Origin of the sequence: Paucisalibacillus globulus, from assembly GCF_900184735.1 — a bacterium.
Classification (GTDB): Bacteria; Bacillota; Bacilli; order Bacillales; family Amphibacillaceae; genus Ornithinibacillus; species Ornithinibacillus globulus_B.
Map to the genome: position 1 here is coordinate 27,208 of NZ_LT855405.1, position 21,640 is coordinate 48,847.

The 21,640-nt window shown below is 38.4% G+C and carries 23 protein-coding genes; 5 read left to right on the plus strand and 18 right to left on the minus strand.

All coding sequences use genetic code 11. The annotated features are described in order from the left end of the window. Nucleotides 1-17 precede the first annotated feature (17 nt). Together BN999_RS18220 and BN999_RS18225 are read left to right on the plus strand one after the other, a co-directional pair. Nucleotides 18-482 (plus strand): LytTR family DNA-binding domain-containing protein, encoded by a 465-nt coding sequence (locus BN999_RS18220; protein WP_255247523.1) that lies wholly within the window; start codon nt 18-20, stop codon nt 480-482. Continuing rightward, complete coding sequence (locus BN999_RS18225; RefSeq protein WP_096273834.1) at nt 475-885, plus strand: DUF3021 domain-containing protein; 411 nt, start codon at nt 475-477, stop codon at nt 883-885. The genes BN999_RS18220 and BN999_RS18225 overlap by 8 nt, the downstream gene beginning before the upstream one ends. A gap of 266 nt (nt 886-1,151) precedes the next feature. Here BN999_RS18225 and BN999_RS21125 read toward each other — a convergent pair whose 3' ends face one another. Both BN999_RS21125 and BN999_RS21130 read right to left on the minus strand, forming a co-directional pair. Continuing rightward, nucleotides 1,152-2,405: a DEAD/DEAH box helicase family protein gene (locus BN999_RS21125; RefSeq protein WP_255247524.1), complete on the minus strand. Its 1,254-nt coding sequence runs from the start codon at nt 2,403-2,405 to the stop codon at nt 1,152-1,154. A gap of 41 nt (nt 2,406-2,446) precedes the next feature. Continuing rightward, nucleotides 2,447-3,190, minus strand: a complete 744-nt coding sequence (locus BN999_RS21130; RefSeq protein ID WP_255247525.1) for a TOTE conflict system archaeo-eukaryotic primase domain-containing protein — start codon at nt 3,188-3,190, stop codon at nt 2,447-2,449. A 103-nt stretch (nt 3,191-3,293) separates the two neighbouring features. On the opposite strand from BN999_RS21130, the gene BN999_RS18235 reads away from it, so the two are divergent. Next, entirely contained in the window at nt 3,294-3,770 is a 477-nt protein-coding gene (locus tag BN999_RS18235; RefSeq protein WP_096273836.1) for a hypothetical protein, read from the plus strand. A gap of 24 nt (nt 3,771-3,794) precedes the next feature. Continuing rightward, nucleotides 3,795-4,115, plus strand: coding sequence for a hypothetical protein (locus BN999_RS18240; RefSeq protein ID WP_096273838.1), 321 nt, complete (start codon nt 3,795-3,797; stop codon nt 4,113-4,115). Nucleotides 4,116-4,577: 462 nt separating this feature from the next. Here the strand turns inward: BN999_RS18240 and BN999_RS18245 are convergent, their stop codons facing one another. The 3 genes from BN999_RS18245 to BN999_RS18255 form a co-directional block, all read right to left on the minus strand. Beyond that, nucleotides 4,578-5,420, minus strand: a complete 843-nt coding sequence (locus tag BN999_RS18245) for a carbohydrate ABC transporter permease (protein ID WP_096273840.1) — start codon at nt 5,418-5,420, stop codon at nt 4,578-4,580. A gap of 12 nt (nt 5,421-5,432) precedes the next feature. Continuing rightward, nucleotides 5,433-6,326, minus strand: a complete 894-nt coding sequence (locus BN999_RS18250) for a carbohydrate ABC transporter permease (RefSeq protein ID WP_096273842.1) — start codon at nt 6,324-6,326, stop codon at nt 5,433-5,435. 66 nt (nt 6,327-6,392) lie between these two features. Then, nucleotides 6,393-7,712 carry an ABC transporter substrate-binding protein gene (locus tag BN999_RS18255; protein ID WP_096274415.1) on the minus strand — a complete coding sequence of 440 codons (1,320 nt, stop codon included), beginning with the start codon at nt 7,710-7,712 and terminating at the stop codon, nt 6,393-6,395. A 1,123-nt stretch (nt 7,713-8,835) separates the two neighbouring features. Here BN999_RS18255 and BN999_RS18260 point away from each other — a divergent pair. Further along, the gene (locus BN999_RS18260; protein WP_096273844.1) at nt 8,836-9,648 is read left to right on the plus strand and encodes an alpha/beta fold hydrolase; all 813 of its coding nucleotides are present in this window, start codon (nt 8,836-8,838) and stop codon (nt 9,646-9,648) included. A gap of 51 nt (nt 9,649-9,699) precedes the next feature. On the opposite strand, the gene BN999_RS20810 is transcribed toward BN999_RS18260, so the two are convergent. The 13 genes from BN999_RS20810 to BN999_RS18330 all read right to left on the minus strand — a co-directional run bounded on the left by BN999_RS20810 (nt 9,700) and on the right by BN999_RS18330 (nt 21,622). After that, on the minus strand, nt 9,700-9,873 hold the full coding sequence (locus BN999_RS20810; RefSeq protein ID WP_096273846.1) for a hypothetical protein: 174 nt from the start codon (nt 9,871-9,873) through the stop codon (nt 9,700-9,702). A gap of 22 nt (nt 9,874-9,895) precedes the next feature. Beyond that, entirely contained in the window at nt 9,896-10,600 is a 705-nt protein-coding gene (locus tag BN999_RS18270) for a hypothetical protein (RefSeq protein WP_096273848.1), read from the minus strand. A 173-nt stretch (nt 10,601-10,773) separates the two neighbouring features. Further along, nucleotides 10,774-11,232 (minus strand): ASCH domain-containing protein, encoded by a 459-nt coding sequence (locus BN999_RS18275; protein ID WP_096273850.1) that lies wholly within the window; start codon nt 11,230-11,232, stop codon nt 10,774-10,776. A gap of 17 nt (nt 11,233-11,249) precedes the next feature. Continuing rightward, nucleotides 11,250-11,873, minus strand: coding sequence for a CPBP family intramembrane glutamic endopeptidase (locus BN999_RS18280; protein ID WP_217988503.1), 624 nt, complete (start codon nt 11,871-11,873; stop codon nt 11,250-11,252). A gap of 39 nt (nt 11,874-11,912) precedes the next feature. Next, complete coding sequence (locus BN999_RS18285; RefSeq protein WP_096273860.1) at nt 11,913-12,464, minus strand: DUF402 domain-containing protein; 552 nt, start codon at nt 12,462-12,464, stop codon at nt 11,913-11,915. 18 nt (nt 12,465-12,482) lie between these two features. Then, the gene (locus tag BN999_RS18290) at nt 12,483-13,529 is read right to left on the minus strand and encodes a serine hydrolase domain-containing protein (protein WP_096273862.1); all 1,047 of its coding nucleotides are present in this window, start codon (nt 13,527-13,529) and stop codon (nt 12,483-12,485) included. A 2-nt stretch (nt 13,530-13,531) separates the two neighbouring features. After that, nucleotides 13,532-14,485, minus strand: a complete 954-nt coding sequence (locus BN999_RS18295; protein ID WP_096273864.1) for a GNAT family N-acetyltransferase — start codon at nt 14,483-14,485, stop codon at nt 13,532-13,534. 56 nt (nt 14,486-14,541) lie between these two features. Further along, nucleotides 14,542-15,384 (minus strand): MurR/RpiR family transcriptional regulator, encoded by an 843-nt coding sequence (locus tag BN999_RS18300; protein ID WP_096273866.1) that lies wholly within the window; start codon nt 15,382-15,384, stop codon nt 14,542-14,544. Nucleotides 15,385-15,442: 58 nt separating this feature from the next. Then, nucleotides 15,443-16,390, minus strand: coding sequence for a GNAT family N-acetyltransferase (locus tag BN999_RS18305; protein WP_096273868.1), 948 nt, complete (start codon nt 16,388-16,390; stop codon nt 15,443-15,445). A gap of 13 nt (nt 16,391-16,403) precedes the next feature. Next, nucleotides 16,404-17,321 carry an N-acetylmuramic acid 6-phosphate etherase gene (gene murQ / locus BN999_RS18310; protein WP_373453644.1) on the minus strand — a complete coding sequence of 306 codons (918 nt, stop codon included), beginning with the start codon at nt 17,319-17,321 and terminating at the stop codon, nt 16,404-16,406. 856 nt (nt 17,322-18,177) lie between these two features. Beyond that, complete coding sequence (locus tag BN999_RS18320) at nt 18,178-19,143, minus strand: carbohydrate ABC transporter permease (RefSeq protein WP_096273874.1); 966 nt, start codon at nt 19,141-19,143, stop codon at nt 18,178-18,180. Between the two features lie 11 nt (nt 19,144-19,154). Then, nucleotides 19,155-20,072 (minus strand): carbohydrate ABC transporter permease, encoded by a 918-nt coding sequence (locus BN999_RS18325; RefSeq protein WP_096273876.1) that lies wholly within the window; start codon nt 20,070-20,072, stop codon nt 19,155-19,157. 191 nt (nt 20,073-20,263) lie between these two features. After that, on the minus strand, nt 20,264-21,622 hold the full coding sequence (locus BN999_RS18330) for an extracellular solute-binding protein (RefSeq protein WP_096273878.1): 1,359 nt from the start codon (nt 21,620-21,622) through the stop codon (nt 20,264-20,266). Nucleotides 21,623-21,640: the final 18 nt, after the last annotated feature.

Sequence of the window (21,640 nt, forward strand, 5' to 3'; positions counted from 1 at the left end):
GGGTAAGGGGGATGAAGATGAAGATGAAGGTAAACATTGATATTGATGATAAGCATGATGAAACAACCATTACGATTCAAGCAAAGCAGTGGTCAGAGGAGCTGGAGGAAATCATCCAAGTACTCCAAAAGCGAAAATCTAAGCGCCTATTCGGCATGGAAAACGATCAAACTGTTTTGCTAGAGCCTGGGGACATTGATTATATTTATGCAGAGAACCGAAAAGTATTTGCTGCGCTTTCTAATCTGAACATCGAAATAAAAATGAAACTTTACGAAGTGGAAGAAATTTTGATACCTCATGATTTTATGCGATTTTCCAAATCAGTAATCGGCAATTTAAATCATATTCAGCGTTTTGAATTATCGTTTAATGGGAATCTTTGTGTTTACTTTCATTCCGGAAACAAAGAATATATCACGCGTAACAATGTGGCAAAAGTTAAAGAAAAACTATTTATGGGAGGGCAAACAAATGATTAAGGAAATATTGAAACGTAGTCTGGTGGGTATTGCATTTGGTGGTATTGCGACATTTATTGCCCTCACTATTATTAAATTTTCCCATATTGAACAAAGTGCAGCAGAGGTTTGGAATCATATGTTAGCAAGCATGCTTTTAGGTGTATACTTCGGTATAGCATCTTTAATATATGAAACGGATAAATGGAATCCATTGAAAAAAACAATCATCCATTTCGGACTTTCGATTTCTGCTTACTTCTTAATTGCTCTTCCTGTCGGCTGGATCCCTTTTACTCCACTATCGGTTGGGGTAGGTATTTTGTTATTTACTGTTTTGTATAGTCTATATTGGATTGGATTCCTTCTTTACTTTAAAAGGGTGGAGGCTTCTATGAATAAACAATTGAATCAAAAGGGATAAAGCCTATAGCTAACTCATGGTTACGGAGCTAAGTATTGTTATATTTCATCAGGTTTTATGGTATAATAAAGTAAGAAAACCGAGTGGCGGTAACCACTCGGTAGAACAATGATAAACCGCATAAAGAGCGGTTGACCTCGAGAAAAAGCAATGTGTATGTCATAGATGTAACCGCCTAATCCTTTGGTCGAGGGGGCGGTTATTTTCTATTTACCATGACGCATTGAACTCAACTAGCAAGAAACGAACGAACATTGCATTTTTTTCTAAAACAATTGCATTTGTTGGGTGTCTTCTAATATAGATGAATTATCCTCAACAACATATCCTAAAGCCTTATACTCTTTTTTCCTTTTTTCATACATTTTCTGTAACATTTCACAATGACTATCTACATAATCATATACTCTAACCTCATGTTTGTTTTCATCCAGCCGATGAAGTCTACCGATATATTGTTGAAGTGTACCCTTCCATGAAAATGGGAAAGTTAAGAACATGGTATCTAAGCGTGCAAAGTCAAATCCCTCACCTATATATTTTCCTGTCGCGATAATCAAAAGCTCTTCTTCCTCTGGTAATGTACTTAATTCCTTTAAGGCACTTTCTTCTTCTTGTTTAGTCAAATTGCCCATAAGGATTACGATATTTCTTGCAAAACCAGTAAACATAGATTGAAGTTCTAAAACATGTTCTCTTCTTTCGGTAAGAATAATAGGTGTAGAACCTTTCCCTAACTCAAGAAGAACATCGTTGAATATCATTTCATTTCGCTTCTTATCTTCTACTAATGCGGTGTATAAATCATGTATATTTTCATCCTTAGATTTAAACTCTGTAAACCTCGGTATTAATACATGTCTAAAAGGCCGAACTTTTGCTTGTTCCTTTGCACTAACTTTATATCGAATAGGCCCACATTGCATGGTCATAAGCGGGTGGAGCCCATCTTTCCTTGTAGGTGTTGCAGTTAGACCGTGCACGTATTTTGCTTCAACTTCCTTTAATACACTTTCAAAACTAAATGCTGAGATATGATGACATTCATCAACAATCACTTGACCGTACTGTTTTACAATGTCTTTCACTTCTCCACCAGAATTTAGACTTTGTATTACTGCTTCCTCTTGCGTTGAAAGTAGTTTCCCTTTAAATTCTACATTTATTGCCTTCCCACTATTAGAGTGGTTGACTAATGAAAATTCAATTGACTCGTCTATTAATAGACTTTCAATCTCACTTAGGCACCCACGGGGAAATATTAAATATTCTCCATCATCTTCAAATCCCTTAATATTCCTAGGTATATTATTAAGCGATAGTCTTTGTGCCTTTGCTTTGTAGTAAGCTGGATTAGAAAATGATGCAAGTTTTGTTAGCTTAAGAATTAATTCAGAAGGGATTCCCTTCTTAGCAATATAAATTTCATTACGAAAAATAGCTGTAATCTTATTTGGATTTGAATCAGCGTTTTCATCGATTATTTTTATTGTTGGTTCCTGCTCGATTGTTGATATCATTAATCTTTTAATATCATTTATATCTAATTTTTTAACGCTAGCTATTCCCATTGTTCAGGACAGACTTTGAAATTTTCATCTACAAAAACACTATGACCATTTTTTCTTGGATTGTATTGAAGTGGAAGTGCGATCAAATTACCGATGCCGCCCTCCCGAAGTGTATCCTGGTTCGGAAACATTCGGTCAAAGGAATCAATATTCTTTCCCTTTTCCATAACTTTAGATAATAATTGTTTTCCTAATTTTCTAGTAAGCACAGCAGGTATTGGCTCCTTAAAAAATATCCAAACATGACAACCGTTTCCTGACCGAGATATCTCTGTATAAGCAGGAATGCTATGCTCTTTGCAAACATCTAAAAACATTCTAGCCTCTTCTTGCCAAGCACCTTTATCAAAATCAACGGCTAGAAACCAACTAGTGTTATCTTTTAAAAGGGGATAAATGCCTATGGTTTGTTTACCGGACAGATGATCATAAATAACTTGATCCGTTAAAGGAAGGTAGTGTTTAGTTGGTGATTTTCCAACTTTAGCCGGTGAATAATTTGTTTGACCCTTTTTATCCGTCCAATGATACGCATAAACATCTTCTCTTCCCCTAAATAGGCTTCTAAAAATTTGCATTCTTTTCCTTATTTTAATTTCACGGTTATCGAAAGATTCCTTCGGTAGATTTATAGGAATATTATGTATATTTAATAGTTGCTTCAAAGTACTATTTTCTTTTTCTAATTGGGTAATCCTTTTTAATAAAGATTGTATTTGTTTTTCAGTAGTCACCTTATAACTCCCCGAATTCTATACATATTTGTTATTATTATACTAACCAAAAATATGTTGATTCAACCAATATATAAGTCTTCATAATTGGAGTGTTATCAGTATGGCTAAGAAGAAGAAAAAGAAAGATACCCCAAAGCATAAGCGATTAAATCGCCAGAGCAGAATCCAATCTGCGAGACTTTGGATACCAAAATACGAAGGTAAGAATCTTGTTCACGGATATAGTAAACATTTTGCTGTAAATAAATTTTGTGCAGTATCTGAACTGGGGTTCCTTGGTTATACTTTTAAAGAAACCTACAAGCAAAAATTAAAAGATTCAGAGATTCAAAAACAACGAGATGCTGAAAAACGTAAAGAGGCTAAGAAGAAGCAACAGAAAGATGATTTATTTTTTGATAGTGATGAAACCTTTGCACACATTGCAGGTTATACTGCAGGGGGAGTTCCATACGGTTTTACATGGGAAGAGGAAGGTACTATGCAAGAACTGTTTGACTCTAATAATAATGAGAATCAGGAGAATGGAAAGAATTCCGCAAAAATAGACGTTCATGATGAAAATTTACCGTTTTGAAACCGAATGAAAGAAGGATGTTCTATGAAGAAACCTAAAGAAGAACGTAAACGTGATATAGAAATTTTGGATAAGTATCATCAACATTTAACGGAAAAAGAGCTCGAGCCACTTTTTCAACACTTTAATCAATGGAAATCAGGAGAGTTAGCATACTACGAACTTACTGAATTTATTCATGAATTTCATAAGAAAAATCAAAAAATATGGTCTACTTTTAATTGTACCGGTCTCGATAGGGAGAATTTGATTTTTCATGCTAAAAGAGATTTAAATATGTTTAATGAAAAAGATTTGCAGAATGAGCTATATCAAAGATGGATGCATTTTTATGACACAATGTAAGTGTCATTTAACAAGACTTCGTACGAAAGAGATTACAAAAGAATAACGTTTTTATCATAATTCCTTTCAGAATGTGCTATAATGAAGATAGAAAACCGAGTGGCTGCAACCACCCGGCAAACACAATTACAAACCGCATAAAGAGCGGTTGACCTCGGAAAAAGCATTATGTATATTCTAAGATGGGAATAACCGCCACATCCTTTGGTCAAGTGGGGCGGTTATTTTCTATTTAAAATGACGATCAGAGTTACTATCAATGTCAAAGTCGCAATAAATGCTACAATAACTTGTACTGATAGAGTTAGTGCTTCGAAAATCGTCATATTACCACCTCCTTTTAAAGGAGATGATCAACCGCCCACCATGCTTATATAATTGCTATTTTTATTATAGTATATTACCAATCTGACAAGAACATACATTCTGTAGTAGTTTTTTCTATAAAATTCCGAGTAATAACTATCCCTTAATTGCCCCTTCCGTCATCCCCTTCGCAATTCTCCTCTGGAAGATCCCATAAAGAATAATCACCGGTACAATCGCAATCACAAGACTCGCAAATAAAGTGCCCCAAGCATTTGTATATTGCGCTTCATTACTAATATAATCGATTGCTAGAGCCAGCGTATAATTGGTTTTGGTTTGGAGGAAGATGAGCGCCATAAAATACTCATTCCAAAATTGAATACAATTCATAATCGTGACGGTTATAATGCCTGACATGGAAAGTGGCGTTACGATCTTAAATAAAATTCCATATGGAGACAGGCCATCTATTGCAGCAGACTCTTCCAATGACTTCGGGATGGTGCTCATAAAGCTCGTGAGGACAAAAATGCTAAAAGGTAATTGACTGACTGCATAGACAATAGCTAGACCAAAAATATTATCAAGCAAATTCAAATCGTCTAGGAGGAAAAACAACGGGATCCAGCCTAATACCATTGGAATCATCATAGCAGATATGTAAACAGTGAAAAGCACTTTACTTCCTCGGAAATTCATTCGTTCAATAGCATAGGCTGTAGGAATCGCTAATACAAGTGTCAAAACAGCACCAAGCAACGTAACTAGTAAACTATTAAACACACTGACATCAATATTATAATTCGTCCATGCCTGGCTAAAGTTCGCAATGTTAAACGTTTCTGGCCATCCCCAAGGATTCCGGTAAATCTCTGCATTGGATTTAAACGACCCCAGAAACATCCAAAAAATTGGATACAGTACAGCAATGGTCCACAATATGAGCGGTATTCGAATGCCCGTCCTACCCATAATTTGTCCAACACTCCGCTTCATGTCCACCCCTCCTTAGTACTCTACTTTCTCACGTCTCATAAGAAACTGTAAGAATAATACGGTTATCAAAGACAATACCAAAATCATCACACCAATCGTGGCACCATAACCGAAATTATATTGCTTAAAGGCCTGTTGATATAGGTAGGAACCCATCACATGTGTGGAATTATTTGGTCCACCACCTGTCATGACTTGAACCAGGATGAAGGATCCATTTAATGTGGTAATGACAATGTATAAAATAGAAACTTTCACCTGTGGCCAAACTAGCGGTAATGTGATTTTCCAAAACTGTTGCCATTCCGAAGCCCCATCAATCTTAGCCGCTTCATAAAAACTTTTCGAGATATTCGCAATACCTCCCATTAACATCAACATAAATAATCCTATCCCAGCCCATACAGCAGGTAAAACAATACTTGGGAGTGCCCACTTCTCATCTCCAAGCCAAGGTTTTGCCCACTCTTCTAACCCTAAAAACTCTAGACCTGAATTTACTAATCCTAAGCTAGGATTATAAATAAATGTCCACAAAATACCGATTACTACCACGGACATGATATTTGGAAAGAAGAACACTATTCGATAGAACGGTGCTTCTTTTATTTTCAATTGAGTAAGTGCAACCGCAAAGAACATGGCTAGAACCATAATTCCCAATATCTTGGTCACCACTAGAAAGTAATCATGCATAATCGTATCGGGAATAATGCTATCTTTAAATAATTTAATATAATTTGCAAAACCGACAAATTCCTTAACACTAGACGATCCAGACCAATCAAAAAATGAAAAATATAGCCCACTAAACAAGGGATACAAGGTAAAAATAGAAAACAATATGAAAGTAGGAACTAAGCAGAAAGCTAAAAAAATATATTTTTGCTTTTTAGACTGCACCATTCGAATCACTCATTTCTATTGGGGACAAACCCTCATTATTAACACGAGTGACTGTCCCCATCATTCTTATTCTAGTCCTGCACGATATTCTTCAGCTGCTTTTTCTGCTTCTGCTACGAATTCTTCTGCTGTCATGTTCCCTAGCATTAAAGAGATTAGCGCATTGCCAATAGGAGTTTCTAAATCAGCACTCATTGGATGTGGTTTTTCATAAATCTGTACCACGTCCGGATCATTTATCATCGCATTTGCTTCCATCAAGTATTCTGGTACATTTTCATTCTGTGTTAAGTCCACCCCATTGAGGTTCATAATGGCCCCTGTATGTTCCGAGAAAGAACTAGCATATTCTCTAGTGAATACAAACTCCACGAAAGCTTTCGCTGCATCTGGATTTTCCGCTTCCTGCGCTATGGCTAACGGTCGTAAATCCGGAACAATCGCATACTTCTCATCTGCTGCATTCATTGGTGATGGAATAAATCCAAAATCAAATCCATCTGGAATATCATTTTTCATCTCATTTGGTAACCAGAATCCAACTGGGATGAACGCATTCTCATGAAGCAAGAAGTTCATTTGAGACTGGGTATGGTTCAATGCCCCTAGACCAGAATCAAACATACCTTCCTCTACCATTTTTTCAACCCGTTGCATAATTTCTAATACTTGCTCACTAGACCAAGCACCCTCTTTTCCAGTAATCACATCAGCTAGTAACTCTTCCCCGCCTGCTGCTGCAAATGCTGGATAAAGCATTCCGCGTAGGAAGTAATATGGATGTTGACCAGTCGTTACAAACGGATCAATTCCTTCACCAGCTTTAATCTCACTCATCGATTCCATAAACTCATCAAAATTCGTTGGTACGGTATAGCCATTTTCTTCAAATAATGCTTTGTCATACCATGTACCCCATGTATCAAAGACAAGCGGTAGTGAATAAATTTTCCCGTCATAATTAGCCGGCTTTACAATAAAACTATCCGCAAGCTTATCACCACCTTCGAGTTCAACCCCCGCTACCCAATCAGTCAAATCCATTAGTTGGCCATCTTCAACCATCTGTGTTTCACTAGATCCTGCCCCATCAATGTACACGACATCAGGTGGATCATTGGATACCCATCTCGAACGCATTTCTTCATTGATATTTGGACCAGCATGTTCAATGATATTGACATCAGGATAGGCTTCTTTAAAATCGGCAATTACTTCCTTCCACCAGGAATCACCATAACCACCAACAAAATATTGAATCTCCAAATCCCCCGCTATTTCACCATCTTTTCCAACATTTGAACCAGAATCCTTATCATCGGAACAAGCAACTACAAAAGCTAGCAGAAATGCCATGATTAATGTTAACCAAATATTCCTCTTCATTTTCTGTTTAACCCCCTTTTTATGCTTACTCTCAAGAGCTGGTGGCATTTAGGTAATCCACCCCTCTTTCTTCTTAAAAATATATGTACAACTTAGAAATTCATGCTTGAAAAAAATTCCTTCTAAAAAGCTATTATGGCGGATTTTGGTTTCTTGGGAGTTAGGGGGAGGATAGGGCTTTATTCTTCATTTCAAGAGTGATTCTGTTTAATAATGATGTGCTAAGTTCGTTCATTATTCTTTTCATAACAAGTTTTATTCTGAAATGATGTGCGAGAGTCTCTTATTCTTCATTTCAACATCAGTCCCTTTCCGAAATGATGTGCGAGAGTCTCTCATTCTTCTTTTAACACCAGTTCTATTCCGAAATGATGTGCGAGAGTCTCTTATTCTTCATTTCAACATCAGTCCCTTTCCGAAATGATGTGCGAGAGTCTCTCATTCTTCATTTCATCATCAGTCCCTTTCCGAAATGATGTGCGAGAGTCTCTCATTCTTCATTTCATCTCCAGTTCCAATCCAAAATGATGTGCGAGAGTCTCTCATTCTTCATTTCATCTCCAGTTCCAATCTAAAATGATGTGCGAGAGTCTCTCATTCTTCATTTCATCTCCAGTTCCAAACTAAAATGATGTGCGAGAGTCTCTCATTCTTCATTTCATCTCCAGTTCCAATCCAAAATGATGTGCGAGAGTCTCTCATTCTTCATTTCATCTCCAGTTCCAATCTAAAATGATGTGCGAGAGTCTCTCATTCTTCTTTTCATCTCCAGTTCCAATCTAAAATGATGTGCGAGGGTCTCTCATTCTTCATTTCATCTCCAGTTCCAATCTAAAATGATGTGCGAGAGTCTCTCATTCTTCATTTCATCTCCAGTTCCAATCCAAAATGATGTGCGAGAGTCTCTCATTCTTCATTTCATCTCCAGTTCCAATCTAAAATGATGTGCGAGAGTCTCTCATTCTTCATTTCATCTCCAAATCTCTCACCAAATGTTGCAAGAAATTCTATCAATCTTCACTTCAACACAAAACTAACATCAAAATGAACAATAACCCGAGCAACTTGTTCTATTATGCCTACCAGGAAAATATATTTTAACTAATAGAAAGGGGGATTCTTTATGTCTGGTAAATATATTGAAGTAGATTCCGGTGTAGAGCTTTTTGTTCAAGATGTTGGGGAAGGTGATCCCATTGTGTTTATACCAGGGTTTACGTTTACGACCGAGGTATTTGATAAACAAGTGGAGTACTTTTCCAAAACGAATCGGGTAATTGTTATCGACCCAAGAAGTCACGGGAGGTCTACGATAACGGTACATGGGAATGATTATGTTACACATGGTGCAGATTTGGCTAGTGTTCTGCAGCAATTAGAAGTAAGAGATGCAACACTTGTGGGATGGTCCTTTGGCTGTCTGACAGCTTGGGAATATTTCAAGGAATATGGTACAGATGGTATTAAATCGATGGTTTTGGTGGATATGCCACCGAAGTCACTATCCGCTGATCCGGAAGATTGGGTTGAAGGGGCACTTGATGATATTGCAGCTATCTACAATAACTCTCTTAGGACCCCACAAGGGCAGCGTGAATTTATAAAAGCCTACATAACCGGGGTGATGGTACAGCGGGATATGAGTGAGGCTGAGTTGACTTGGCTGGTTGAGCAGTCTATGAAAACACCATATTACATTGCTGGTAATCTTTTTGCATCGGGAATGTTTGCGGACTATCGAAAAGAGGCCAAGCAAGCGTATGAGACACTTCCAACATTAACGGTTGTAGCGGATCATTGGGCAGAGACTGCCGTTGAATTCACAAAATTTCTATCTCTAGATACTAGAGTTGAAATTCTTGGTGGTCATATGATGTTTTGGGAACATGCCGAGAAGTTTAATAGAATACTAGAGGACTTTATTAAATCTAACTAATTAATAAGAGTGCCATTTCTCGCCCTGTTCATGAGCAGAAATGGCACTCTCCTATTTATTATTTATTTCCTCTAAAAGTTCAATGATTTTTTGATTTTGTTGAACTTGTACTTCACTATTTGCCTTAATTCCATGGATCCATACCAAAAGAAAAACTGTAACCGCAATTGGAATAATTAAACCAACTAAAGAAAATAACAAACCAATAAGTCCAAAAGCCTCCATCTATTCCTCACTCCATTCTCTATTAGTTAAGTGTACCAATATCCTGAACAATATGTTGCTCTTTAAGAAATTTCTCTGTTGCTTTTTCTAGCCCAACCAAGACCTCGACCCAGAAATCTTTTTCTATCGTTTTTTCAAAATATGCGTCAGTATAGGAACTATGGTCAATAGGACTATGTTCACTCACACCTTCCATATTTTCAACTAACACATCTACCCATTCTTGATTCAAATCTCGAATCATTGTAATGTTTTTTATCATATCATCATCTAACTTAAAGGACTCGTTCGACAGTAAATCGACTGGGTAGATTCCGTAAGTCTCTTCATTATATACTCCTAGTTCTTCAGCAAATTGACTTGCTAAGCGAAAAAAGTAAATACCCGTACTAGCAGCATTATTAGAGGTTAGATTAGAAACTTCTTCACCATCTAATCGATTTATATCAATCGCAAAAAGTTGATAATCTTGTGCATTCATCTTAATATTACTATTACTCTCAATCAGAAAGCGCAAATGCTCGGCGCTAATTCTACCTGTTTCCAAAATCTCATTGTAATACTTGTGACCTTGTAAAATATTAAAAGCCATTTCTGAGTAATCATTAAACACCTGTAGTGACAAATATTCCTCATATCGCTTGTTTTCCTGTGTTTGTTTGAAGGCAAAAACCCCGACTAATGCGACTAGTCCGGCCAACAATAGCATACTTATTTTACTTCTCATAATAAACCCTTCCTTACCTTGCTTTTCGTTTTCTTACAATATCAAACAATATAGGAATAAACACTAATACTGGAATTAGCTTAACTAAACAGTAGAAATTAAAATGCTCAATCTCACTTGCATCAAATTCTTTAATAACCTATTCAACTTTTCCGTATCTAAAGAAGATAACATTATTTTTTATATACTACCCTAAACTCCTCACAAACAATAGGGAGTTTATCATGAAACTCTTCATCTGTTCCTTCTAATTCTGTTTTGAAGAACCATTCATGAACTTCTCGCCAATATCGTAGTGAACGGTCTCCTTCTCCTTCTAAATAAGCAAATTCCTCTGTCACTTCATCAAATGGAACGATGTCGATTGATGTTGTTTCGATAATGGCTACTGCTTCTCCATCTCCGTTAAGGATAATGCTTAAATCACCGACCTGTGGTAATGGTTCGTTATCTCCACCAAAATAATTATAATTTGATGCAGTCGCTGTTTTGGTTCCTTCAAGGACTAGTCCAAGTAGTTTATCAGCTAATTCTTTAGAATTACCAAACGCCCACGCTTCATATTTATCCGGAGCATTCGGATTTGTTTTCTTGTACGCTTCCCAGATTTCTAGGACAGATTCTTTGTTCAATTAAAACACCTAGCTTTCTAAATAAAAATGGATACTCCAAGGTTGTAGACGGAATGAATGATAATAACAGACCACAAGGAGTTAGATTTTCGATAAATAAGTCCAAAAATAAATCCTATAATAAAGACCTGAATGAATGTGAATAGGATTCCAGGACGTTCAAACAATTCATGATGAAACCAGATTGGAAAATGAATTGTTAAGAATAGCAATGCCGTTATGGAATTCGCCTTCCAAAAAGTGAATTGTTGCATGAGTTTTCTCAAGATAAAGCCACGGAAAACAATTTCTTCTGTAATACCAACTAGAATGACCGTATTTAGCCAAGTATGAAGCCCCAAATTAAGATTTATTTCTGTTTGCGAGAATAGTAGATTTGCCATTATGAAAAAAATGACCAATGCAAATGAAACCCACGTTGCCCAACCAAAGCCCTTACTTAAGTTCTCCCTTAATCCTAAGAATTTTAATGGTTCCTTCTTTTCAACTAGTTTAACTAGTATGATGATAGGCGCAACCCATACGAGTAATTTAATCACCGCTCCAACAATCGAAGCTACAGTAGGATCCATTGTATTTATAAAATCTACCAACCAAAGCTCACGGATTGTCCATATCAGATAAAAGAGGATAAAATACACCCAAAGATAATGTTTATGTAAAAGAATCGTCATCACCCCTTAAACAGGACTTTCCAATGTCTTTTCTAGCGTTTTCTTATGTAAATCAGCTAAATTGAAAAGGTCGAATATGCCTTCCTTTATTTCTTTCAATAAACGCTTGGCTTCTGTCCAAGCCAAATCATAAATCTTTTGATCGATGACATCTGTAGTAAGAGCTTCTTCCAACTCATCTTCGTCTAATAAATAGACTTCTCCCGTTGGCAGTGCAACAATATCCAGAAACAAATCATCTATAGTTGGGATTCCATTATCTGTTCCATATGCCTGACAAATATCAATGTACCACTGCACGATATTTCCATTCTGGTCGAATGTGGTGGTTACCATGTGATTCTTACCAAAAGGAAATTGCTGAAGCCACATGTAACCATCATCGACTAAACATAACTCTCTATTTTCATATGTGATCCAGAGGGGCTCCCTTACTTTAACCATATCAATTAAGGTAATATAACCCTTAAACGATTCAGCATCTAAATAGGATTGAGCATATCGTCTCTTCGTAATCCGCTGCCAATCATGACGGTTCCCATACTTACGCTTCAGCAAGCCATCTCTTCCTTTCTATCAAAAGTTTGAACGAATAATATTATGCAGTCTCGGACGTAATCTTAGTATTGGTGGTTTTCTACCAAAATGTACTCTGTTCGTTAGTAGAATCACGTGTAAATCTACCTCGGGGTCGAACCAGATACTAGTACCAGTAAAACCTGTATGACCATAAGAACTTTCTGAGAAATAATCACCACAAGAAGAGTATGTCGGACCCTTTAATATCCAACCAAGTCCACGATGTTCCGCATCAAATCCGGTATAGTTTTTTCGAGATAGATGGAGGGCTACCTCCGATAAGATACGCTTCCCATTATATACACCATTATTCTCAATCATTTGGGTATACTTAGCAAGGTCACCAACCGTAGAAAACAGCCCAGCATGACCACTAATACCACCCATAGACTCTGTATTCTCGTCATGAACAATACCAGATTTATAGACTTGAAGTGTTTCACTAAACTCTGTAACTGCATAACGATTCTGTTCAAAGCTTGGGTTAAACCCAGTTTCATGCATTTCTAGCGGGACAAAAATCTCACGCCCGACAAAGTCAGTAAACTTCTCACCCGTCACGGTCTCAACAATTTTGTATAGTGTAATTAATCCCAGATCACTGTACACCACTTTTTCCCCTGTTGGATAGACAAGTTCCTGGTTATAAATACGATTCAGAATCTGTTCGGTATTCAAATTTTCTTTAAAATATTCAATATGTGATGGTAATCCAGAAGTATGTGTTAATAAATGCCTTATCGTTAACTCTTCTTTTCCTTGTTGACCAAATTCAGGTAGGAAAAAGGAAACCCGGTCATCCAGTCTAATTTCCCCATCATCCATTAGTTCTAACAACGCAGGTAACGTTGCCACTACCTTGGTCAGGGAAGCTAGGTCAAACACAGTATCTAGCTGCATCGGAGCCTTTTCTGGGAACACGACTCGATTTCCAACCGCTTCTTGCAAAATCACATTTCCTTTATGCGAAACATGGATAACTGCTCCTGGAATATGGTTCAACTCTACTTCTTTTTGTAAAAAATCAATTACTTTATCGCGCATGGTTAAATCTCCTTTTGATAGCCTTCATAGCTTTTCCAAACTTCATAGCCTAATTTACCGTAGAAATCAATTAATCCCGTCCAATCAATGACAATCTGGTTAATTCCTCTTTCTCTAAGAAAAGCAATACCTGCTTGAACAATAGCAAGACCGTAACCCTTTTTTCGCTTCTTGGCATCCACGCCAAGCGGACCTACACCACCAAGTTTATCATCAAATAGCGGAGCCCAGTTAATATTCCCCATAATAATCGGAGAATCTGGATCATTTATCCGACAAAATCCAACCATCTCCCCATTCTCTTTCAACACTACAAATTCACGGCCAGTTCCACCTTCTTGAAAATAAAGTACTGCCTCATGCTCCCATCTCCCAGGGAAACAGCGATGAAGAAAGCCTAGAAATTCTTCTTTCTCGGATTCTTGTAAAATACTAAACTCCGCATCTGGTTTACTTGGCCAATCAATTTCCTCGGCCTGGTCATAGGAACGAGTCATATCTACATTAGACTGGTCATGTTGATAACCCTTTTTTTCAAACCAGGATATGGTGTGCTGATCTTCTTGCGGTATTCCTGGAAGATAATGATACATATCCCGCCCTAAGAAGATAGTCTTAAGCCCTCTCTGTTTAATAATTGCTTCTGCATGTTTAAGAAGTTCAGATCCAATTCCCTTGTTACGATATTGAGAATCTACTAAAATAGCTTGAATCCAACCAATATCATCACGCATTTTCACTTCTGTTTCTTCTTTTAGAACTTTCACAATGACAAAGCCAATTACCTCGTCCTCATCATTCACAACAATACGTGACCCTTCATACGAGATATTTTTATCTAGAAAACTATTCTGTCTAAAAAGCTCTGTCCGCATTGGAAATCGTTCTTGCAATTCCTTATTCCATAAAGCTACTAATTCATCCAATCGTTCTATGTGCCAAGGCATATACCGCATGACTTTTTCCTCCTTAAGTAAAATAAGCCAACCCTCAAATGAGTTAGCCTATTTTCTTACTTTTTCTTACCATTCTGTGTAATGAAGTCAATCGCGTCTCTCGTGACATCAATATACTCCACTGTTTCATCATATTTTAATGTTGCTACTCGCATGAATAGAATATCAATAACTTGTAATTGCCCAATACGTGAAGAAGTAGCACCACTTCTAAAAGTTGGCTCTCTAGTTGCCGATGTGTATAGCCTAATATCTGCTTGTTCGGTCACTTTTGAGCTCCCGTATCGCGTTAAGCTAATGGTCTTCATATTCTTTTGCTTTGCTAGTTCAAGCACTTTAGCAACTTCATTGGTTTCACCTGAGAACGATATCCCAACAACAACTTCATCTTCATCCCCATTAGCGACTAGCGTTGCCGCCATATGGATATCTGAAAAGGCATGCACCGTTTTATTGATTCGTAAAAATTTCTGTTGAGCATCTTTAGCAATAATGCCAGATGCACCGACACCAATAAAATGGATCTTCTTCGCATTCAATAACAATTGTACAGCCTTCTCCAATTCATCGATTTGTAGAAGTTCCGCTGTTTCTTTAATCGTTTGTATGCTATTCGTTGTCATCTTCTCAATAATGGATTGTAATCCCTCATCCGGTCTAATATCACGAAAACCTTCATTTGTTGTTTTTTGTAAATCCCCTGCAATCCGGAACTTTAAATCTTGGAATCCCTTTAAGTCTAAAGATTTACAAAGCCGAATGACCGCAGCCCCACTCGTATCGCTTCTTTTTCCTAACTCTTGCGCTGTTAACTTGATCGCCTCTTCTGGTTGTTCAATGATAAAAGCTGCTATTTTCCTCTCTGAGGGAGGTAACGACGGTAACATCTCTGTTAGCATCGTTAAACCTCCTGTCATGTAAGACATGAGATCAACTCTTTTCTTCTTTCTATACTACCTATATATCCTTTTTCATTACATGAAATTTTCTTGTGATATGGAATCCAGTTTTTAAATACAAATGGCCAGCTGCACTCTTCTCACCAGTCCATAAGAACCAAGCATTGTGAAGCCCCTCTGCCTTCATTTGGAATAAACACTCTTGAAGTAAAAGTTTCCCCAAACCTTTACCTTGTTGATTAGGATCGACTCCAAATGGGCCGAATCGCTCTGGTATTCCTTCATATCCACCATATAAACAAAATCCTACCAATTCTTGGTGGTGTCTGGCAATTAAAACCCTCTCCATTGGTAAGACCTGAAGAAGTCCCTCACGAATTGCTCTTCCCCAATCTGGGTTAAATACATGATTCGCAAATTGGATAACTTCATATAAATCCTTATCTTCTGCAATAGAAATGGTATAGCCTTCTGCCTCACGCTTCTTTTTCAGTTCAAGGATTTCATCTGAAAGCTTAAAATCTAATAAATTGCGGTCCATAGCTACAGGTGAATACAGTTTCTGGAAACCATGGTTTAATAAAAACTCATATGCTTCCGGATAACTCTCCTCATCCAAACCAGGTAATATATAGTTTGGCGCATAAGAGGCAAAGAATATACTGGTACGATTATTCTCCTTAAAGAACGCATCGACTTGGTTCAATAATTCAGAACCAATCCCTTTACGATGGTATTCTGGATCAACGAAGAAGAACGTAATCCAACCATTCTCTTCTTCTAACTCTGTTCCAATCATCGGTAGAAGACGGCGTAAACCGTAAACCACTCCGACTAATTTATCCTCATCAAATGCTAAAGAAAGTCCTTTCGGATCAAAGTTTGCATCTAATAATACTAAATTACGAAATCTTTTAGCTGTGATTGGATCTCGTGGTAGACTATTATTCCAAAGGTTGACGATCTGTACCTCATCCCCAGATTGATAGCTTCGATATGTTATCATGTGGAATCCCCCTTCAGTTGCCAGTACTTGCGATTTCGATTGCTTTTCGAACAAATCCATTTGCTTGGTCAATTGCATTCTTAGCTTCTTCTAACGTAACTTTCGCCTTAATCATCACGATTGCCGGCTTCACTTCATTATTCGACTGCTCTAAAGTTTCTTTTGCTTTCTCATAGGAGACATTTGTAATAGTAGATACAATATTAATAGCACGTTCTTTTAATTTATGATTGCTTACTTTCACATCCACCATAAGGTTCTCATAAACCTTACCAATCTTGATCATCGTAGTCGTAGTCAACATATTAAGAATAAGTTTATGAGCTGTGGCTGCTTTCATTCTGGTAGAACCAGTGATCACTTCTGGCCCAGTAACCACCTCAATTTTCACATCCGCAAATTGACTGATAATAGCATTGGCATTACTTGTTAAACTGATTGTCGCAGCTCCAATTTTCTGAGCATATTTTAGTGCCCCCGCAACAAAAGGAGTCCGACCGCTTGCAGCGATTCCAACTACTACATCAATTTCGGTTAATCCTCTTTCTTCTAAATCATGGGCACCTAGCTCTTCACTGTCCTCAGCACCTTCAACTGCCTTTTCAATTGCTTTCATCCCACCAGCCATAACACCTTGCACAAGGTCAGGTGGCGTACTATAAGTTGGCGGACATTCCACCGCATCAAGGATTCCAAGTCTACCACTGGTACCAGCACCAACATAAAATAATCTCCCACCATTTTTCAAAGAATGATAGATTTTCTCCACAGCCTGCTCCACTTGCGGTAACACTTGTTGAACGGCCTGAGCCACTTTAAAATCTTCATTATTAATAACCGACAATATCTCACCAGTAGACATATTATCAATAGCCATCGAATGTTCATTTCTCATTTCCGTAACCAAAGCTGAAAGTTTATTCATTCGCATACCATCCTATTTTATTTCTTTTAGTAGTTGGGTAGAGGGTTGATTGTTTTGAGATTAGTGGGTGCATGATGCTTGAGTTTGGGCATATGGTCTCGTTTGGGCACATGCTCCAGAGTTCCGGGCACATGGTGCACTCGTTTGGGCGCATGGGCCAGATTTCCGGGTACATCCTACTCGCGTTTGGGCGCATGCTCCAGAGTTCCGGGCGCATGGTGCGCTCGTTTGGGCGCATGCTCTAGAGTTCCGGGCTCATCCTACTCGCGTTTGGGCGCATGGGCCAGATTTCCGGGCACATGATGCGCTCATTTGGGAGCATAGTCCAGATTTCTGGGCTCATCCTACTCGCGTTTGGGTGCATGCTCCAGAGTTCCGGGCTCATCCTGCGCTCGTTTGGGCGCATGTTCCAGATTTCCGGGTACATCCTGCGCTCGTTTGGGCGCATGCTCCAGAGTTCCGGGCTCATCCTGCTCTCGTTTGGGCGCATGCTCCAGAGTTCCGGGCTCATCCTACTCTCATTTGGGCGTATGGGCCAGATTTCCGGGCACATGGTGCGCTCATTTGGGCGCATAGTCCAGATTTCCGGGCTCATCCTACTCGCGTTTGGGCGTATGCTCCAGATTTCCGGGCTCATCCTACTCGCGTTTGGGCGTATACTCAAGATTTCCGGGCTCATCCTGCTCTCGTTTGGGCGCATAGTCCAGATTTCCGGGCTCATCCTGCGCTCGTTTGGGCACATGTTCCAGTTTTTCAGGCACATCCTACTCCCATTTGGGCGCATGATCCATACTCACGAGCACATCCCCCCACATACTCCACCAAACTATAAAACAACTCCACTATCCCAACAACAATCCCTCTACTCTTTCACGCCTCCCAGGGTCAATCCTTTTACAAAGTGACGTTGGAAGATTAAAAATACAATAATCATTGGTATTGCTGCTATTGCTGCACCACTCATTAGTAGTTTGAAATCGGCTAAGTTTGCATCTTGTAAAGTTTTCAAACCAACTGGTAATGTGTAAAGCTTTGCACTGTTTAATACGATAATTGGCCATAGGAATGAGTTCCACACGTTCATAAATGTGAATATTCCTAGTGCTGCTAGACCTGGCCTTGCTAGTGGTAGGACAATTTTCCAATATGTTTTCCATTCACTTGCTCCGTCAATTTTGGCGGCTTCTATTAATTCATCTGGAATGGATAACATAAATTGCCGCATGAGGAATACCCCAAATACCATGGATAGATCTGGTAAGATGAGTGCCCAGTGTGTATCCATTAATCCTAGATCTCGAATCATAATGAACATTGGAACAAGTGTTACTTGTGAAGGAATCATCATAGTTGAAATGATTAACCAGAAGATGAGATTCCGTCCTGGAAATCGCTTTTTGGCGAGAACATAGCCTGCCATTGAATCAAGTAACAGGATTCCGATGGTAACAACAATTCCGATATAGAGACTGTTAAAGAACCACATTCCCATTTGATTTTTCTCGAATAAGTTTTTAAATCCTGAGAAAGTATCCTTTACAATCATGCTCATGACTTCACGATGATAGGCTTCTTGTTCAGCGTCTCCTGCTTTCTCAGCATCTCTTGCTTTTCCCCAATGCTCCAAGTATTCCGTAATCCCAATCGGATACATTTTTGGTGGGTTGGCATTTACATAGGAGGTTGGGCGCTCCAATTCTTCATCCTGAAAACTTTTAAGCTGTAAAGATGTACTAAACACCCAATAAAGTGGTAAAAGGGAAATAACAGCTGCTACTGATAACAACAAGTAAGTAATTAGCTTATTTACTTTAAATCGCTTCTTCATGTATTTCCCTCCTATTTATTCCGATTCAAGACTTTGTATTGTAGTACGGATATGATGAAAATAATTACGAATAGTACAACAGATTGTGCTGCAGCTAATCCAAATTCAAAGTCTCTAAAACCAGTTTTGTAGATTAAGTGTACTAATGTTTCCGTTGCATAACCTGGTCCTCCACCAGTCATTAAGATAATCTGTGTAAACACTTGGAAGGATCCAATCGTACTTAGAAGTGTTAAGTATACAGTTGAAGGTGTTAGCATTGGGATGGTGATTTTAAGCCATTTTTGAAATGCATTGGCACCATCAATCGTAGCCGCTTCATATAGTGAGTCTGAAATAGAACTCATAGAAGCCATATATAGAATAATTCCAACACCAAATGGAATTAACATTTGCATAATGATAATTGCCCATAAAGCTGAATCCGTCTGACCGAGCCAGTTTATCGGCTCCATTCCAAACCAACCCATAACATGGTTAAATAAACCAAACTCATAGTTGTACATCCAACGCCAAACCATCGCGATAATTACCATGGATGTAACGGTTGGTAAATAAAATGCTGCTCGGAAAAAGTTCTGAGCAAACCTTCCTAATGAATGGATTAATGATGCTGCGATTAATGCCGTGATAACGTTAAAAGGTACGGTTACTACGGTATAAATCGTTGTATTAAGTAATGCCTGTCTAAATGCTTCACTTTGAAAAACTTTCAGGTAATTATCAATTCCAGCAAATGTATTGGCTTCTATAATCTGATATTCCTGGAAAGATAATAGAAATGCCCACACTACTGGTATGGCAATAAACAATGTGAATAAAATCAACTTCGGGAGTAAAAAGAGGTATGCCGCATAGTTTTTACGCATTTGTTTTCCTGTTCTTTTTAAACTCTCTCCAGCATTTTTAAATCGAGCTGATAATTGCAATTTTCTCCCTCCCCGTTGTCTTTCCTGGGTATGTAATACTTTACTTTCGTCTGAAATGACCGGTATCTTCATTCAACTTTCAGTGTAAAACGTGTTGGAGAGGCGGAACCTTACTTGAAGTACCCCATATCCAACACTCAGATTAAAATCCGGTAGACTCCGGAACGAGCCGAAGTCTACCAGACTACTAATTATTCTCCTAGTAATGCTTCAACTTCTGGTTTGGCTGTTGCCATTGCTTCTTCAGCTGTTTTCTCACCGTTGAATACTAGTTGTAGTTCACGTTGGATGATTTCGTCGATTTTCTTCCATTCTGGATGACGAGGAAGCATCACAACTTGTTCTGACATTTCTTGTGCACGAGCCATTTCTGGGTTTTCAGCAAATGGATCCATTTCTGCAGCACTGATACGTGCAGGGAAGATTCCATAAGACTGAGACATTAAGAATTGCTCATCAGTATCAGAGATAGATTTCATGAACTCTGCTACTACTTCTTTCTTAGCGTCGCTATCTTGTTTGAACATAGTCCAACCACCAACTCCACCGATTGTCACAGGCTCACCACTTGAACCTGTTGGGTAGTTAGCAACCATGAAGTTAGTTGGGTATGCTGTTTGAGCAGAAGAAATTGCCCATGTTGCCCATGGCTCCATTGCTACTGTACGTTGTTCTTCACTAGCCCAAGCTTGGAATGTACCACCTACATCAGCACCACCCATGGATACTGGAGCTGCTTCATGTTTTAGTTTGATATCTGCTAATGCTTGAATAGCTTCAATTGCTTCAGGTGAATCGAATGTGAACTCTGTTAGATCGTCACTTAATGGCTGACCACCATTCATGTAGAAGAACGGCCATGCTTCATAATATCCAGGTAGGATATAAGTAGAGAATCCATATACATCAATTTCTCCATCGCCATCACGATCAAATGTTAATTTCTCTGCCGCTTCAACAAACTCATCCCAAGTCCATTCGCCATTTTCAGGTACTGTTGCACCAGCTTCTTCAAATAGGTCTAAGTTTAATAGCATAGAGTGAACCGTAATAGAGTTTGGAATACCGTATAGTTTGTCATTATACGTATAAGCATCTAATGCATTCTCATAGAAATCACCAAGTTCTTCTTCTGTGAAGAAATCATTTAGAGGCTCAATAACACCTTGGTCGATGTGATCAATACTTACTGCACTACCACTAATGTCTACTGGTGCGATATCCGGCCAAGATTGACCTGCAATGTTTACACCTAATTTGTCAGGCATTTCAGCCCAAGGTACTTGAACTAATTCAATTTCTACTCCTGGATGATCCTTTTCAAATTCCTCAATTTTTTCTTCTAACCAGAAGTATTGGTTACCTTTACCTTCTTCACCAGAAGTGTCCCCTTCTTTTGCCCAACGAGGACCATCCCAGATTGTGATCTTACCAGTCCATTCGCCATCTTCCCCTGTTTCACCGTCTGAATCGTCACCACATGCGCTAAGTACTAGTACAAAGCTGATTGCAAGTAGCATCATGACAAATAACTTCATTTTTCCTTTCATGATTAACTTCCCCCTAAC